Genomic DNA, 14,970 nt, shown 5'->3' with positions numbered 1-14,970 from the left:
AATTTAAAGCGGGAGGCGCTTAACATGTCACATCAAGGTTTTTACGGTCCCATAAGTGAAGATGTTTGGCAAAAAGCAAAAAATATCAAGTTACTCATCTGTGATGTTGATGGTGTCTTCTCCGATGGCCTGGTTTATATGAGTAACAGCGGTGAAGAGCTGAAAACCTTTCATACCAGAGACGGCTATGGAGTCAGGTCTCTGCTGACCAGTGATATTCCTGTCGCTATCATCACAGGGCGTAAATCTCAGATAGTCGAAGACCGTATGACGGCGCTTGGGATCACCCATATCTACCAAGGCGTAGACGACAAGATGGTGCCATATCAGGACCTGCTCACTCTCTATAATGTCAGCCCGCAGCAGGTCGCCTATATTGGTGATGACATGGTCGATCTTCCGGTGATGAAGCAGGTGGGATTATCTGTGTGCGTCGCCGACGGACACCCTTATGTTAAACAACATGTCGACTTCACCACGCATATTCGTGGTGGCCACGGTGCATTGCGTGAATTGACGGATCTTTTGTTACTCAGCCAGGATAAGTTCGATACCGCTCATGGAATGAGTATATGAATAGAGTGACTCTGGCCATTATCGCTTTCTTTGGTACGGCCTTAATACTTTATTGGCAGGTGCAATCGAAAAGAGGCGAAGAGGAGGTGGCAATAGATGCCAGCCTTCGACCAGACTATGTTGCCGATAATCTGCGAAGCGTAGAGTATAATGAGTTAGGCCTGGTTAATAGCCGGGTTACAGCGACACATATGGAGCATTTTGAAGAGGCCAACATGACCTACTTCACACAGCCCATCTATCTGGTTTATCCCGATAAGGGACAAGCTCAATGGCGTCTTCAATCGTCTCAGGGAACACTGAACAAGAAATCGGGTAAAGTGATTCTGGAGAAGGATGTTATTATTGATGCGATTAGCCCGGAAGAGCCTGTTCAGACAATTAAGACGACTTACCTTGAATTAGATCTAAATACTATGGTTATGACATCGGATCGCGATATCTATATCACAGGTAGCGATTTTATGATTAAAGGGGTTGGACTCTACGCAGACCTTAATGCTCAGAGTGTGCAATTAACCAGTCAGGTTGAAGGAATATATGAAGCAAAATAAATTACTTATCATCGCCTTACTATCTATAGTTAGTTTTAGTGGTATGGCTAAACTGGACGATCTAAAGCAAGAAGTTAAGATCTCTGCCGCCAGCCAGGAAGCGGATATTAAAAATAACCAGATCATCTTCAATGGCCCCGTCGAAGTCACGCAGGGTTCAGTAAAGATCCTGGCCGATGAGCTCAGGGCATTTTCTAAAGAGGAAGGTGGCGGAAAGATACTGGTTGCAACGGGAAGCCCTGCCACCTATTCACAGATAATGGAAGATGGTCGCCCGGCATCAGCGAGTGCCAAAGAGATACGCTACGAACTCTCCAGTCGAACCCTAACCCTTATCGGGAATGCCACTCTGGAACAGGCTGGCAGCCAAGTAACGGGACACCAGATCCGTTATAACATCGCTAAGCAACAACTCATTGCTGAAAGTACCGGCAATGACAGAGTGATCACCATCATTCAACCTGAAAACTATCAGGAAGAGACAAAGCCTGAACAGCAAATACCAACACCATCAGATGAGCCAGAAAACTATCAGGAAGAGACAAAACCTGAGACAAAAACTCTAACACCATCAGATGAACCTGAGACGAAAAAAGAGACTCAGCCGGAACAAACGACTATAAAACAGGAGCCAAAATGAGCGAGATGACGCTAAAGGCCGTTAACCTCGCCAAGAGCTATAAGAGTCGTGCCGTAGTACAAGATGTGAGTCTCACAGTAAAAACAGGGCAAATTGTCGGCCTGTTAGGCCCAAATGGTGCGGGAAAAACCACCACATTTTATATGGTGGTCGGCTTAGTGCAGAGCGATAAGGGACGCATCTTTATCGACGAGGATGACCTGACCTTAGATCCCATGCATCTACGCGCCAGAAAAGGGATAGGTTATCTGCCTCAAGAAGCCAGTATTTTCCGTAAACTGTCCGTCAGAGATAACATCATGGCGGTATTACAGACCCGCTCTGAGATGAGTAACAATGAACGCGAAGAGCAGCTCGAACACCTGTTAGAAGAGTTCCATATTACTCATATCAGAGACAGTCTCGGTATGGCCTTGTCTGGTGGTGAACGTCGACGAGTCGAAATTGCACGAGCTTTGGCGGCGAATCCAAAATTTATCTTGCTCGATGAACCTTTTGCCGGCGTCGATCCGATTTCCGTTATCGACATCAAGAAAATCATCTTACAGCTCAAGAGTCGAGGCCTTGGCGTGCTAATAACAGACCATAACGTTCGTGAAACACTGGACGTTTGTGAACACGCCTACATCGTGAGTCACGGAAACTTAATAGCAGAAGGCACCCCTGCCGAAATCTTGGACAATCAGCAGGTACGGGCTGTGTACTTAGGTGAACAATTCAAGCTATAGTTAATCTATAGCATCGATTTTCAAGTAACAGATTCGTTAAGACTCGCAAACAGATAGCGAGTTAAGGGGGCAGAGAAACCCCAAAAATTATTTAGCAGGCTTTCTCATTTTATAATTACAAAATAAGGGAATAGCGGTAAATGAAAGCGTCACTCCAGCTCAAAATGGGTCAGCAGTTAACCATGACACCACAGCTGCAACAGGCAATACGCCTTTTGCAGCTTTCGTCGCTGGAACTGCAACAAGAGATCCAACAAGCATTAGACTCCAACCCACTACTTGAGTTGGATGAAGAGCAAGTCGATGCAGAGCCCGTCAATAGTGATAGTAAAGCCAGTGATGAGCCTGAATATAGCGCCTCAGCAGAAGGTGATACAGATAACGAAGGCCCACAAGATAGCTCAGCCGTCGAGACATCCGATGCACTGACCCAAGATTCCATGCCAGAAGATCTTCCCATGGATACCACGTGGGACGAGGTCTATACTGCGACCCCAAACTCCAGTTCCGGGGCAATGCGCGACGACGATATGCCCTTTCAAGGTGAAACCAGCGAAGGCTTATATGAACACCTTGAATGGCAAAAAAACCTCACCCCTTTCTCCGATAATGATCTAGCCATCGCCACCGCCATTATCGACGCCATCGACGAACGCGGTTACCTGACTCAAAGTGTCGACGATATTCTCGAGGCAATGGGCGACCCTGAAATTGAACAGGATGAAGTTGAAGCCGTACTCAAGCGTGTTCAGCATTTCGATCCTATCGGTATTGCGGCAAGAGATCTCAGTGAATGCCTCTCGATTCAGCTCGCCCAATATGCCGACACGACTCCTCATATCGGCAATGCCAAACTCTTGATCAAAGAACATTTAGACCTTATTGCCGGACGTGATTTCCGTCTGCTAATGCGCAAGACTAAATTGAAAGAAGATGATCTCAGAGAGGCGATTGCACTGATCCAGACGCTGAACCCAAGACCGGGACTGGCCATTACTCCTGGGCGAGATGAGTATGTGATCCCGGACGTCACCGTGACCAAAAAGAAAGGTCGCTGGGTCGTGGAGTTAAACCCGGATTATATGCCTAAGATTAATGTCAATCAGCACTATGCCTCCATGGCCAGAAGCACAAAGAATCAAGCCGATGGGCAATATATCCGAGGTCACCTGCAAGAAGCCAAGTGGTTTATTAAGAGCCTGGAAAGTCGTAATGAGACCCTGCTGAAAGTCTCTAACTGCATAGTGAAATTTCAACAAGGTTTCTTCGAGTTCGGTGAAGAAGCGATGAAGCCTATGGTGCTGAACGACATCGCCGAAGCGGTTGAAATGCATGAATCGACCATTTCACGTGTCACAACACAGAAGTATATGCACACCCCCAGAGGGATATTTGAATTGAAGTACTTCTTCTCCAGTCATGTCGGTACGGATGATGGTGGAGAATGTTCATCGACTGCGATACGCGCTTTCATTAAGAAGTTGATCGCAGCCGAAAACCAGAAGAAACCCCTGAGCGACAGCAAAATGGCGACGCTACTGGGGGAACAGGGGATCAAAGTGGCGAGGCGAACGATTGCCAAATATCGTGAAGCTCTGCTCATCCCCCCATCGAATCAGCGTAAGAGTTTATAAAGCGTTATTGAGATCATAAGCAAGCGTTAGTTTACATAACACAATCGGAAACGGAGGAGTAATTCTATGCAAATAAACCTAACAGGGCACCACATTGAAATTACAACATCACTACGTCAATACGTTGAAGAAAAGTTTACTAAACTTGAACGGCATTTCGATCAGATCAATAATGTGCACGTTATTTTAAATGTTCAGAAAATGCAGCAAAAGGCGGAAGCAAAACTCCACCTTTCCGGTGGTGAGGTTTTTGCTACGTCTGAAAATGCGGACATGTATGCCGCAATTGACTCCCTGATTGATAAGCTAGACCGTCAGGTTATTAAACACAAAGAGAAGCTAACAAAACATTAATAATGGAACTTAGTAAGATCCTGCAGCCGGAGTGCACAACCTGCGCCACTCCGGGCAGTAAGAAAAAGGTACTGGAACTTATCAGCGATCTTGCGGCTGTCCAGTACCCGACCCTTACCTCTCAAGAGATATTTGAAAGCCTTTTGGCTAGAGAGAAGATGGGCAGCACGGGGATAGGTAATGGTATTGCAATTCCTCACGGGAGATTAACCAATATAAGTCAACCAGTTGCAGTTCTAATCAAGTGTGAAGAGCCTATCGCTTTCGACTCGATTGATAAACAGCCGGTAGATATACTATTTGCGCTATTAGTGCCTGCGGATCAATGTGAGCAGCATTTGAGTACCCTGTCGACTATGGCAGAGAAGCTCAATGATAAGCTGATATTGAAGCAGTTACGCAAAACACAAGATGAATCAGAACTCTATCAGGTAATTACTCAATGAAACTGGTTATGGTATCCGGTCGGTCCGGATCAGGAAAATCTGTCGCCCTCAGGGTTTTAGAGGACCTTGGATACTATTGTGTCGATAACTTGCCTCTACCGCTCATGGACTCACTACTCGATCAACTTAAGGGTAGTACCGAACTTGTCGCCATCAGTGTCGACGTTCGTAACATGCCTGAGCAGGAAAAAGAGCTCGAAAAACAACTTTCCAACCTGCCTGCAGATACTGAATTACTCAGTTTCTTTCTCAACTCTTCAGATGAAGTTCTGCTGAAGCGATACAGCGAAACCCGCCGACTCCATCCACTATCGAGAAGTAAAACTTCTTTGAAAGAAGCGATTGAGCATGAAAGGATACTACTCGAGCCGGTTTCTAAGCTGGTCGATCACTACATAGATACTTCAAACCTCAATATCTATGACCTGAGTAATCAGGTACGAGAGATCTTATTGGGAACTGTAGATAAAGAACTCGTCATTAATTTTGAATCTTTCGGCTTCAAATACGGCATGCCCGCAGAAGCCGACTTTATGTTCGATGTTCGTTTTCTCCCCAACCCTCATTGGGAGCCAGAGCTAAGACCCATGACAGGCCTCGATGAACCTGTACAGCTGTTTCTCAGCCAGCAGCCTATGGTTAATAAATTCATCTGGCAAATTGAAAACCTGTTAGAAACGTGGCTGCCGCACCTTGAAAGAAATAATCGTAGCTATCTGACTATCGCCATAGGCTGTACCGGCGGACAACATAGATCTGTCTATGTCACCGACCAATTAGCGAAACTATTTAGCAATAGCAAACATATGGTTAAAGCCCGCCATCGTGAACTGAACAATGCCTAAACTGGAACGTCGGGTCACCATCTGCAACAAGCTAGGTTTACATGCCCGCGCAGCCACTAAACTCGCCATATTGGCATCTGAGTTCGATGCTCAGGTCACGATAGTACAAGGTGATAAAAAGGCGTCCGCCGCCAGTGTGCTAGGATTACTCATGCTGGAAACCGGGATGGGCAAAACCATCACGCTGCTGGGGGAAGGTAAAGATGCTAACGCCGCACTCGATGCCATCTGTGCCCTCGTCGATGCAAAGTTTGATGAGGCGAGTTAATCGCCTGAGTCTCATTTTCTCAACAACAGAAAACTTACACTCTTAGCGCCTGACTTGACCTCTTTTCATACATTACAAACTGCACAAATACACACTCTTAGGGAGGGAAGCGATGCCAGTTGAAGTACTCGACAACGAACTCACAGACCAACGTTTAAATCAGCTGACCCAAGCCCTTGGTAGTGGCATGTTCGTTCATGTGAGAAACATGCTTCATGATATGGCCGCTTCAGATGTCGCTTTTATCCTCGAGTCATCCCCTCCGAGAACCCGTCAAGTATTGTGGCAACTGATAGATCAAGATCATACCGGTGAAATCCTTGATGAACTGGGTGAGGAACTTAAAGATAACCTCATCAAGCAGATGAGTCCTGAGAGAGTCGCAAAAGCCGCCGCACGCATGGATACCGATGACCTCGCCTATATCCTGCGAAGCCTGCCTGATAGTGTATTTAATCAAGTGCTGCAGTCTATGACCAGCCAGGACAGAACCAGAGTAGAACAAGCTCTCTCTTATCCTGATGATACCGCAGGCAGTATCATGAATACCGATACGGTGACACTGCGTCCCGACGTCAATATTGATGTGATTCTACGATATCTCAGGATCAGAGGTAAACTACCTGAGGCGACCGATACTCTCTATGTCGTCGACAAACATGACTCTTTACTCGGTGGTGTGCGGATCTCAGACCTTCTCACCTGCGATCCCAACGCCTCCGTTCGGGATATCATGGCATCAAAGCTTGAAGGTATTCCGGTAGGCATGTCAGACAGTGAAGTTGCACAACTGTTTGAACGACATGACTGGGTCTCGGCGCCGGTTATCGGAGATGATAACCGCTTGCTTGGCCGTATCACCATCGATGATGTCGTCGACGTCATCAGAGAAGATGCAGAGCATTCCATGATGGGGATGGCGGGTATGGATGATGATGCCGACACCTTCGGCCCTGTCATAAAAAGTACCTTACAGCGCTCGCTATGGTTAACCATCAACCTTTTCGCCGCGCTGTTGGCGGCCTCAGTAAGCAATATGTTCGAAGGCACATTAGAACAGTTCGCTACCATTGCCATCTTGATGACCATAGTGCCAAGCATGGGAGGGGTTGCCGGTAATCAGACATTAGCGCTGGTTATTCGTGGTATCGCACTGGGACAGATTGGCCAAAGTAACTCTCGCTGGTTGATAGGTAAAGAGCTCGCCATCGGCTTCCTCAATGGAGTTCTTTGGTCCGTATTAGTCTTTCTGGCGATATGGTTCTGGAAAGGTGATATCGCACTTGGTGGACTCATTGGTGGCGCGATGCTTATTAACATGACTGTGGCAGGTTTTGCCGGAGCAAGCATTCCGTTACTGCTTAAGAAGATGAATATCGATCCCGCTCTCGCCGGAGGAATGGTGCTCACCACCGTTACCGACGTTATCGGCCTGTTTGCCTTCTTAGGCTTAGCTACATTCTTCTTACTGAATTAACCGACACTTACGACTTTGTGTAGACGAGCCCCTAAGCGGTAAACTTAAGGGCTCAACCTTGTTTACTTGTCCGATAACAAGTTTCAAATATCTTTTAGATTGGGTTCATTGGACTGAATGCCTATTGGGTTAGCTTTCTGAAGCCTTTAACTTCAAATTTATCTATCACCTGCGGCTAGCTTAATGTGCAAACACTTCAGTGACACGCGGTGAATATGTCCCTATACGCTCTGCGACATCATCCCTGATGCCGAAGGTCACAGCCGCGTTTACACCTGAGTGTTTATCTCTTCGATTTTGAATGACGGGTACTCTGTAGCTCATTTGTGGACATAAACGTTTCAGAGCTTAAGCTCTGAAAATGATTATTGGCATTAAGGAAAGTATGGAAATCGGATATCGAGTAGACGCCCAAATCAGAGGCGGTGAAGCCGCCCAGCCCGCAGAGCGTTGCTGCTTGTAAAATGTTTACCCTTAAAAGTTGGATTGAACATAAATGGATAGCAACTCTATGATGTCATCTGGATACTCAGTGAAATCATAATCCAGCTGATTCAAATACTCTTCATTAACTTCAGATATTTTTTCTAGTTTTTCTACACGTACATCTCTATCTTTAGGGGGACCATTCTCACCAAAGAGATCAAGGGCTCTCTGACTAATTGCAGCCATTTCATATGCGCCGATGCTCTGTAATGCCTTAGCTGCATAAAATGCGACATCCCCCGCTGAATTGTAGAAGAGTTGGTCGAATCCTCCATTGTTTACTTCTGCCTCGACAGACCAAATGGTCGCAAGCACTCGCTCTGGCTCTCGAATTCCATCGAAGCCTTTTTCTTCAAGTGCGAGTAACGACTTTTCAAATGCTTGCTCGGAATTCATGATGACCTTTAACGCCCTAATAATGGACAAAAAATTGTTGGCTAAAATGTTGAGAAACGAAAATGACCAATTATTTGACTCTTACTAATCAGCAGCTTACGCGCGAGACTACACTAAGTAATTCTCAGTAATATACACATAGGAATTAAGCAAAACCATAATAAATGACAAGATTGCTAATATACTAAAAAGTTTACGCATGAGTTGATCATTTTCCTTTTTAGGGACATGACCTTTTTTCACCCACCCGACCTTTCCAGTAGCCAATAAAAAGGCTACTGCTAAAGCGAATAAAGACAATAAAACTTTTAACAATGCTAGAACCCTTTAGTAAACATAATGCCGTGCTCTGGGGCAAACCGAAGCTAATCATAGGTTTGTCCTTAGCAGCTCTTTGTTATGCCCTCACTGTTGATAAATAGGCGATACCCGAAGAAATTTCTTCAGGACAGTATTGCCCCCAATGCTCATCCTGCTGACACCACTCTAAGAAATGTATTAGACAGAGAATCTGCTGTTGATTGAGGGAAGATAATCTCTGTTTAGTCTCAAGCTCATGTTTTAGCTCAGGCGCCAAATTATAAATAAGAAACTCTGTTTCCATCTGATTATATTTTGCTTCTTCCGTGATGCAGAACCGAAGGTAAGATGGAAGAGCCCAGCACCAACCATGAGCCGACAAGCACGACATTTCTTGGTGTATTTCTCGGATAGCCTCTGGCGGTATTTCCTCGCCTTGATACTGCTCCAGTTCGTCACGCAAGTATCCACATTGAAAGCAGTCATCTTTATGGAAAGACAAAGCTAACCCTTTTGGCTTTTCAATGAACGGAAATACAGCCTCAATTTCATTTCTAAGATGTTCAGTATTCATATGGCATAACACCCGCACCATTTTTCCGACAGCCTGCGCTTGCTCTGTGTGACTTAGCGTACAAGGCTAGGCACCTTATTATTAAGTATCTCGATGAGCGCGGCATCCATGTATTCATAGTTATCCGGTATATCTAATGAGACTACAGTTTGCTTGTTAATTGCGCCGCCGAACTTGTTCGAGAGCTTCTTCTTATGGGATTTCTCCATGACGAAGATATAGTCAGCCCACTCTATATCCTCGAGACTAACATGGACTGCGGCATCATTGCTGATTCCTGCGGAATAGACCTCCCAGCCTTCCACGTCGCTGAATATAGCCTCAGCGGTCGGGCTTCTCAGTTTGTTCTTGCTGCAAAGAAATGGCACCCTCGGCATAAACACCTCGTAGACATAGTACGCCGCCAGCAGGGGCCTAAAAACCAGAGCGAAGCGACAGTTTTTTGGTCCCTCTGGCTGGCCGTGTTAGGAGCCGACTGCAAATATACTATAGTCATAAGTGATCGGCTCATGATTTTCACCCCATTTTTCGACTAAAAATGAATCACCTAAGTATATTGGTAATTCATGAACAGTCTTAAGATTGCGAGGATTTACTCTGAATTTTATTCTAGGTTTAAAATCCAAATAACAATTTATACACTTTTCTACAGCGACTATTTCAAGCCGTAGCCCAGCCGGAATCGTTGTTCGCGACTTTACAAACCTATTATCAGTTCCGGGTGGCAGTGAAAATGAGTAAAAAACAGGGTTTTCCACTGTATTATCCGCTTCCGTCCATCCATGGAGGATAACTTTCTCTTTAGAGGTGACAATTAAACCCACAACTTCAGAATATGGTGTGATGGTACTTACATCATCAAAATCTACGATCCCATAACCTGAGACCGTAATAGCCACAATTATTATGATCCCTGAAATCATAGCTACAAGTGCTATCACTATGATTCGAATAAAAATTGTCATTTAGGCTCCTATCGCAGAACTCCATACCAAAAAATACGAGTGAAACGCGTCAACTTAATGTTTTGTTAGATAAAAGCCATGCAAGCAATCATCTACTTCTCTTATCTCTTTGTTTGACAAAATAGAAAATTAACAGAAATATTAAAAATAGAACTGGTAAAAGAATAACTGAACCTGTCCAAAACATTATGCCAAGAGTCCAACTATCCACGTATTTGATGCCAGTAATAGCTTCATTCATAAAATCAACAGGATAAACAACTATGCCGGGAGCAAGCCAGATTAATGCATATACAATTGCAAACCAAAGTAGGTATTTTATGATAAAAGTTTTGATTCTCCTTCGCTCCATACTTTAGTTACCTAGCGATCATTGTTCATGAGCCGTAGATCTCATGTCACTGCTTGTTCTTTACTTCTGAGAGAGGAGCTTGATGCTACTCAATCCGTGAGTTCATATTCCATGCCCTTGGAGCTTAATTGAGGTCCCCTGTGGCGTGAGGGAAGCATCGCTTCTTTATTTGAAGTCCATTCTAGCTAAAAAAGTGTAAATGCGCACAATTTGACCAAAAACGAGCTTAAAATAAGTATAACTGTATAAAACGTATAGCTACTGATTAACTAATGCTAACGCTAAACAGACTAAGCTATCTTTCCGACTGATGAGAAAAGTATTACAAAGAGGTTTGTGCTGTATAGGACGAATTGCTGGCGCTAACACATAAATGGGGCAGAAATGAGTTACGAAGCCTAGCAATAAAGCCAAATCGAAGAGATAGATAATCAGGTGTAGATGCGTCTGAGGGTATCGAAAACAGGGATGTTTTCGTTAAGCGGCCAAGGATGGCTTCACAGCGCCCCGAAGAAGTATCTACACTTTAGGCGAGCCGCAGGCTATAGATAGCAATCAAGGTGCAACCTTAAAACAAACATTCCAATACCATTGAGCAAAAGGAAAAATGTAATCAGTCTTCATTCGAAGGACTCAAATGCAGCGGGCATAAAAAAGGCTGCCAATTGGCAGCCTTAAATCTTTCATTTTCAATTGAAACTCAGCCCTGTGGTAGCGGGCTTAACACGATTTCAACTCTGCGGTTTTGCGCTCGGCCTTCAGCCGTTGCATTAGTCGCAATGGGTCTTGACTCGCCGAGACCTTCTGATTTCACTCTGCCATATTCGATCTTCTGAGCGACTAAGTAGTTACCCACTTCGATAGCACGAATTTTCGATAGCCTTAAGTTGTATGATTCGGCCCCTGAACTGTCGGTATAACCAAGCACATTCAACTGAGTTTGATCGTATTCTTTAGCAACCAAAGCGACACTGTTAAGTACTCTTTTAGCACCTGAACTCAGATCGGTCTGATCCACACCAAAGGTCACTTCGTTTGGCATATTCAATACAATATTATCGCCACTGCGAGTCACACTGACACCGGTCGATTGAAGCTGCTTTCTTAATTCAGCCTCCTGAGTATCCATGTAATAACCGATACCACCACCCAGTGCAGCACCCGATGCGGCGCCAATTAACGCTCCCTTACCACGATCGCTACGGCTCGATGAAGCAACGCCAATCGCAGCACCGGCAATAGCACCGATAAGCGCACCATTGGTCGCCTTGGCATTTTGACTCTCGTTGCTATAAGGGTTAGTCGTTTGACAACCGGCTAATACGATTAATGAACACCCCAAAACAGCCTTCACAACAAAAGAATTTTTAGAAATAAGCATGTTTACTCCAAGCCTGCCCAGCAAATTATATTTAATTATCAAAAAAGCAATAATAGACATGACCCCAGACACTCGCCGCATCTGGTTTATGACTAAAAGTCAGGTCGCCATTGTCTCATATCGACAGGCTATTGCCAGCCATACCATCCGACATATTAATGACGAAATACAAGGTAGTTAGACCCAAGCCAATTTACGACCAATCCCGACAGCACGCCTAACGCCAGATAAAAGGTGGCAGTAAACCCGGCGGGCCTGCTCAGCTCACTCAACAGGTAAAAAACGCTAAGGTTCACTGAGGCGGCACTGCAGGCAAGAATAACGGCCATCACAAACTGTTGCCCCTTGGCCACTTTCTTTCGGTGAGAGAAGGTAAATAGCCTGTTGCCCAGCCAAGTTAACGTCAGTGCCACACTAAAAGCGATCAGCCTTGCATGCAGAATAGGCCACTCCAGTTTTTGAGACAGGTAGATAAATAGCAGCATATCGACAATAAAGCTCACTCCTCCCACCATTAAAAACTTCAGCTGAGTAAGAGTCAGACACGATCTGACTCTGCTGAATATAACTCCTATGTGCCGCATAGAAGTAAACTCTTTTTAGCTGTTTCAGCGGTATTAAAACATTCGGAAAAAGTCTTCAGATCGTCCAGATTTTCATTTTTCACAACTAAATAGAAGGGGACCCCTGCTACTTGGCGTAACTCGGCCTCACTCTGCAACAGCTTAGCTTTTCCCTGACTGTAGAATTTCGATGAGAAACGTCTGTCTTGCCAATAATAGGTCGAGATAGCCGGCGCTCTTTGAGCGAGCAGCCACTTATCACTCTTCTCCTTTGTCGGCCCCAGGTTGAGCACGACAACGGCCATGAGTATTAACAGGGAGACCCCAAGCGCAATGGGCTCAAGCTTAGGTATCTTCTCACCACGCCAGGCGTAGGCTAAGAGCAACCCCATACCAGGGATCCCTGGCAATACATAGGCGGGCAGAATATTTCCAGCGAACGTAAACAAGATAAGTGGCGATAACATCCAGCAGATAAAGAACTTAGTCGTCTTATCGAAGCCACTTCCGGCTTGCCATAAACGCCAAAGTGCTCTGGGGATAAACAGAGACCAGGGCAGGGCCGATACGGCAAAGAATAACCAGATAGTGCCTCGGGTTTCATCATGAGCCGAACCATAAAGATCGCCCTGCCAGCCACTATCGACAAACCTCAGCCAATGCTCTCCAACAATAAAATACTGCAGGAATCCCGGGGTCGCCTGCTCCGCCATTAAATACCAGGGCAAGCTAAGGAGTAACATCAGGCCAAGTCCACCGAGAAGTGGCACTCTCCTATAGAGTTGTTTCCACGGCTGAATCGGACCATATTGCCATAGTAACCAGAGTCCCACGGCCAAGCTCATCAAGACCAACACAACCGGTCCCTTTGACAGCAGGCCGATGGCTAAACCCACAAAGCCCAAATAGCCCCATACCTGCCTGTCCTGCCAGCATAGATAGAAGCCAACCATAGCCAGGGTCATCCCCAGTGTGAGCGCCATATCGGTCATAACAGCGCCAGCGCTGACATAAAATACGCTGGTCGTCGTGAGCAAAATGGCGACTTGCAGTGCCGAAACCTTAACCTGTTTAGCAAGGTAGCCGGTCAAGATTAATACCGCGACTGCCGCCAACCAATGGGGGAAACGTACCGCAAACTCCGATATACCGAACAGCTCGATACCCAAAGCACTCATCCAGGTATGCAGCGGTGGCTTGCCCCAAAAGGGAACACCGTAATCGAACAACGGCGTCAGCCAGTTACCTGTCTCTACCATCAACCGGGCCATCTCGCCGTACCTCGCCTCGGTGGTATCCATCAGAGGATACAAGGCAAGAGTCACCAGGCGTACACACAAGACAGTGACCAAAACACCCAGTGAATAGTGAGCCAGGGACAGGGACTTCAATCTGTTGATCATCGCGTCGACTCCAGATAGCGAACATTCTCACCCACCTCAGCATGACTCACACTGGTACGTGTACTCTGTTGCTGCTCAACCTCACGGATCAGATATATAGGCCTCTGTTTTACTTCCATAAATACTCGACCTAAATACTCACCAATCAAACCAAGCGCCAATAGTTGAACCCCGGCCAGAGCCACCTGCACTATCATCAGTGATGGATAACCAGCCACCTCACCGCCCCACAATACCGTCTTCAAAAATACCCAACCACCGTAGGTAAATGCAGATAAAGCGGTGAGTAGACCGGCCCAAGTCGCCAACCTCAATGGCTTGATACTAAATGAGGTAATGCCATCCATAGCTAAACCGATAAGCTTACTGTAATTCCATTTAGTCTCTCCGAGATGGCGGGGATCACGATCGAACAGAATCTCGGTCTGAGAGAACCCCGGCCAGCTCAGGATCCCTTTCATGAATCGATTTCTTTCGGGTAATTCGTTGATACTGTCTACTACCTGACGGCTGATTAGCCTAAAATCTCCGACATTCTCCGGCACGGGCGACTCAGCCATACTATTGATCACCCGATAAAAGGCGGCAGCAGACAGACGCTTAAACCAGGATTCCCCCAAGCGTTTCCTGCGCTTCATATTGACAACATCGAAGCCCTCCCTCCAAGCCTGCAACATCTGAGGGATCAACTCCGGAGGGTCCTGAAGGTCGGCATCGAGCAGGATAACCGCCAACCCCCTTGCCTGCTCTAATCCTGCGGTCATCGCCGCCTCTTTACCAAAATTTCGACTCAGACGAATACACTGATGTTCACTGGATGAGACGGGTAACTGCTGCAGTAGATCCCAGGTCTTATCGCTACTCCCATCATCTATAAATACGATCTCAGAGGACTCGGGGATACTCGATAACACTTGGCTTAAACGGGAAAAGAGTGGCTGAAGCATTTCAGCCTCGTTGTACATAGGAATAAGAATAGAGAGACAAATCTGACCATCACCGCGATTTGTTGACGTTGGCTGTGCCAT

At 45.9% G+C, this 14,970-nt stretch carries 18 protein-coding genes; 10 read left to right on the top strand and 8 right to left on the bottom strand.

Annotated features, from left to right (window positions below):
• Window positions 1-24 precede the first annotated feature (24 nt).
• From kdsC to mgtE, 10 genes are all read left to right on the top strand, one after another.
• On the top strand, window positions 25-576 hold the full coding sequence (gene kdsC / locus SSED_RS03755) for a 3-deoxy-manno-octulosonate-8-phosphatase KdsC (protein ID WP_012141078.1): 552 nt from the start codon (window positions 25-27) through the stop codon (window positions 574-576).
• Entirely contained in the window at window positions 573-1,130 is a 558-nt protein-coding gene (gene lptC, locus SSED_RS03750; protein ID WP_012141077.1) for an LPS export ABC transporter periplasmic protein LptC, read from the top strand. The genes kdsC and lptC overlap by 4 nt, the downstream gene beginning before the upstream one ends.
• Window positions 1,117-1,770: a lipopolysaccharide transport periplasmic protein LptA gene (lptA, locus tag SSED_RS03745; RefSeq protein ID WP_012141076.1), complete on the top strand. Its 654-nt coding sequence runs from the start codon at window positions 1,117-1,119 to the stop codon at window positions 1,768-1,770. The genes lptC and lptA overlap by 14 nt, the downstream gene beginning before the upstream one ends.
• Window positions 1,767-2,498, top strand: a complete 732-nt coding sequence (gene lptB / locus SSED_RS03740; RefSeq protein WP_012141075.1) for an LPS export ABC transporter ATP-binding protein — start codon at window positions 1,767-1,769, stop codon at window positions 2,496-2,498. Before lptA ends, lptB begins: the two co-directional genes overlap by 4 nt.
• A 140-nt stretch (window positions 2,499-2,638) precedes the next feature.
• Window positions 2,639-4,132 carry an RNA polymerase factor sigma-54 gene (locus tag SSED_RS03735; RefSeq protein ID WP_012141074.1) on the top strand — a complete coding sequence of 498 codons (1,494 nt, stop codon included), beginning with the start codon at window positions 2,639-2,641 and terminating at the stop codon, window positions 4,130-4,132.
• Between the two features lie 66 nt (window positions 4,133-4,198).
• Window positions 4,199-4,486, top strand: coding sequence for a ribosome hibernation promoting factor (hpf, locus tag SSED_RS03730; protein WP_012141073.1), 288 nt, complete (start codon window positions 4,199-4,201; stop codon window positions 4,484-4,486).
• 2 nt (window positions 4,487-4,488) lie between these two features.
• The gene (ptsN, locus tag SSED_RS03725; RefSeq protein ID WP_012141072.1) at window positions 4,489-4,932 is read left to right on the top strand and encodes a PTS IIA-like nitrogen regulatory protein PtsN; all 444 of its coding nucleotides are present in this window, start codon (window positions 4,489-4,491) and stop codon (window positions 4,930-4,932) included.
• Window positions 4,929-5,777, top strand: coding sequence for an RNase adapter RapZ (rapZ, locus tag SSED_RS03720; protein WP_012141071.1), 849 nt, complete (start codon window positions 4,929-4,931; stop codon window positions 5,775-5,777). Before ptsN ends, rapZ begins: the two co-directional genes overlap by 4 nt.
• Window positions 5,770-6,045 carry an HPr family phosphocarrier protein gene (locus SSED_RS03715; protein ID WP_012141070.1) on the top strand — a complete coding sequence of 92 codons (276 nt, stop codon included), beginning with the start codon at window positions 5,770-5,772 and terminating at the stop codon, window positions 6,043-6,045. The genes rapZ and SSED_RS03715 overlap by 8 nt, the downstream gene beginning before the upstream one ends.
• 112 nt (window positions 6,046-6,157) lie before the next feature.
• Window positions 6,158-7,522: a magnesium transporter gene (gene mgtE / locus SSED_RS03710; protein WP_012141069.1), complete on the top strand. Its 1,365-nt coding sequence runs from the start codon at window positions 6,158-6,160 to the stop codon at window positions 7,520-7,522.
• A 474-nt stretch (window positions 7,523-7,996) separates the two neighbouring features.
• Here mgtE and SSED_RS03705 read toward each other — a convergent pair whose 3' ends face one another.
• The 8 genes from SSED_RS03705 to SSED_RS03660 all read right to left on the bottom strand — a co-directional run bounded on the left by SSED_RS03705 (window position 7,997) and on the right by SSED_RS03660 (window position 14,970).
• Window positions 7,997-8,404: a DMP19 family protein gene (locus SSED_RS03705; RefSeq protein WP_012141068.1), complete on the bottom strand. Its 408-nt coding sequence runs from the start codon at window positions 8,402-8,404 to the stop codon at window positions 7,997-7,999.
• Window positions 8,405-8,801: 397 nt separating this feature from the next.
• Window positions 8,802-9,278 (bottom strand): DUF6714 family protein, encoded by a 477-nt coding sequence (locus SSED_RS03695; RefSeq protein WP_012141067.1) that lies wholly within the window; start codon window positions 9,276-9,278, stop codon window positions 8,802-8,804.
• Between the two features lie 53 nt (window positions 9,279-9,331).
• Window positions 9,332-9,655, bottom strand: coding sequence for a low molecular weight protein tyrosine phosphatase family protein (locus SSED_RS03690; protein ID WP_012141066.1), 324 nt, complete (start codon window positions 9,653-9,655; stop codon window positions 9,332-9,334).
• Between the two features lie 87 nt (window positions 9,656-9,742).
• On the bottom strand, window positions 9,743-10,243 hold the full coding sequence (locus SSED_RS03685; RefSeq protein WP_041421527.1) for a hypothetical protein: 501 nt from the start codon (window positions 10,241-10,243) through the stop codon (window positions 9,743-9,745).
• Window positions 10,244-11,295: 1,052 nt separating this feature from the next.
• On the bottom strand, window positions 11,296-11,976 hold the full coding sequence (locus SSED_RS03675) for a YiaD family glycine zipper/OmpA-like lipoprotein (RefSeq protein WP_012141064.1): 681 nt from the start codon (window positions 11,974-11,976) through the stop codon (window positions 11,296-11,298).
• 155 nt (window positions 11,977-12,131) lie between these two features.
• Window positions 12,132-12,560 carry a GtrA family protein gene (locus SSED_RS03670; RefSeq protein WP_012141063.1) on the bottom strand — a complete coding sequence of 143 codons (429 nt, stop codon included), beginning with the start codon at window positions 12,558-12,560 and terminating at the stop codon, window positions 12,132-12,134.
• The gene (locus tag SSED_RS03665) at window positions 12,548-13,942 is read right to left on the bottom strand and encodes an ArnT family glycosyltransferase (protein ID WP_012141062.1); all 1,395 of its coding nucleotides are present in this window, start codon (window positions 13,940-13,942) and stop codon (window positions 12,548-12,550) included. Before SSED_RS03665 ends, SSED_RS03670 begins: the two co-directional genes overlap by 13 nt.
• Window positions 13,939-14,970, bottom strand: a complete 1,032-nt coding sequence (locus tag SSED_RS03660) for a glycosyltransferase family 2 protein (protein WP_012141061.1) — start codon at window positions 14,968-14,970, stop codon at window positions 13,939-13,941. The genes SSED_RS03665 and SSED_RS03660 overlap by 4 nt, the downstream gene beginning before the upstream one ends.

Origin of the sequence: Shewanella sediminis HAW-EB3, assembly GCF_000018025.1 — a bacterium.
Taxonomy (GTDB): Bacteria; Pseudomonadota; Gammaproteobacteria; order Enterobacterales; family Shewanellaceae; genus Shewanella; species Shewanella sediminis.
The sequence above is the reverse complement of the archived record's forward strand: the minus strand, read 5'-3'. Positions and strand labels throughout refer to the sequence as shown.

Excerpts from the sequence above, each read along its gene's own strand:
- kdsC (WP_012141078.1), top strand. The coding sequence starts at position 25 with ATGTCACATCAAGGTTTTTACGGTCCCATAAGTGAAGATGTTTGGCAA.
- lptC (WP_012141077.1), top strand. The coding sequence starts at position 573 with ATGAATAGAGTGACTCTGGCCATTATCGCTTTCTTTGGTACGGCCTTA.
- lptA (WP_012141076.1), top strand. The coding sequence starts at position 1,117 with ATGAAGCAAAATAAATTACTTATCATCGCCTTACTATCTATAGTTAGT.
- lptB (WP_012141075.1), top strand. The coding sequence starts at position 1,767 with ATGAGCGAGATGACGCTAAAGGCCGTTAACCTCGCCAAGAGCTATAAG.
- SSED_RS03735 (WP_012141074.1), top strand. The coding sequence starts at position 2,639 with ATGAAAGCGTCACTCCAGCTCAAAATGGGTCAGCAGTTAACCATGACA.
- hpf (WP_012141073.1), top strand. The coding sequence starts at position 4,199 with ATGCAAATAAACCTAACAGGGCACCACATTGAAATTACAACATCACTA.
- ptsN (WP_012141072.1), top strand. The coding sequence starts at position 4,489 with ATGGAACTTAGTAAGATCCTGCAGCCGGAGTGCACAACCTGCGCCACT.
- rapZ (WP_012141071.1), top strand. The coding sequence starts at position 4,929 with ATGAAACTGGTTATGGTATCCGGTCGGTCCGGATCAGGAAAATCTGTC.
- SSED_RS03715 (WP_012141070.1), top strand. The coding sequence starts at position 5,770 with ATGCCTAAACTGGAACGTCGGGTCACCATCTGCAACAAGCTAGGTTTA.
- mgtE (WP_012141069.1), top strand. The coding sequence starts at position 6,158 with ATGCCAGTTGAAGTACTCGACAACGAACTCACAGACCAACGTTTAAAT.
- SSED_RS03705 (WP_012141068.1), bottom strand. The coding sequence starts at position 8,404 with ATGAATTCCGAGCAAGCATTTGAAAAGTCGTTACTCGCACTTGAAGAA.
- SSED_RS03695 (WP_012141067.1), bottom strand. The coding sequence starts at position 9,278 with ATGAATACTGAACATCTTAGAAATGAAATTGAGGCTGTATTTCCGTTC.
- SSED_RS03690 (WP_012141066.1), bottom strand. The coding sequence starts at position 9,655 with ATGCCGAGGGTGCCATTTCTTTGCAGCAAGAACAAACTGAGAAGCCCG.
- SSED_RS03685 (WP_041421527.1), bottom strand. The coding sequence starts at position 10,243 with ATGACAATTTTTATTCGAATCATAGTGATAGCACTTGTAGCTATGATT.
- SSED_RS03675 (WP_012141064.1), bottom strand. The coding sequence starts at position 11,976 with ATGCTTATTTCTAAAAATTCTTTTGTTGTGAAGGCTGTTTTGGGGTGT.
- SSED_RS03670 (WP_012141063.1), bottom strand. The coding sequence starts at position 12,560 with ATGCGGCACATAGGAGTTATATTCAGCAGAGTCAGATCGTGTCTGACT.
- SSED_RS03665 (WP_012141062.1), bottom strand. The coding sequence starts at position 13,942 with ATGATCAACAGATTGAAGTCCCTGTCCCTGGCTCACTATTCACTGGGT.
- SSED_RS03660 (WP_012141061.1), bottom strand. The coding sequence starts at position 14,970 with ATGGCACAGCCAACGTCAACAAATCGCGGTGATGGTCAGATTTGTCTC.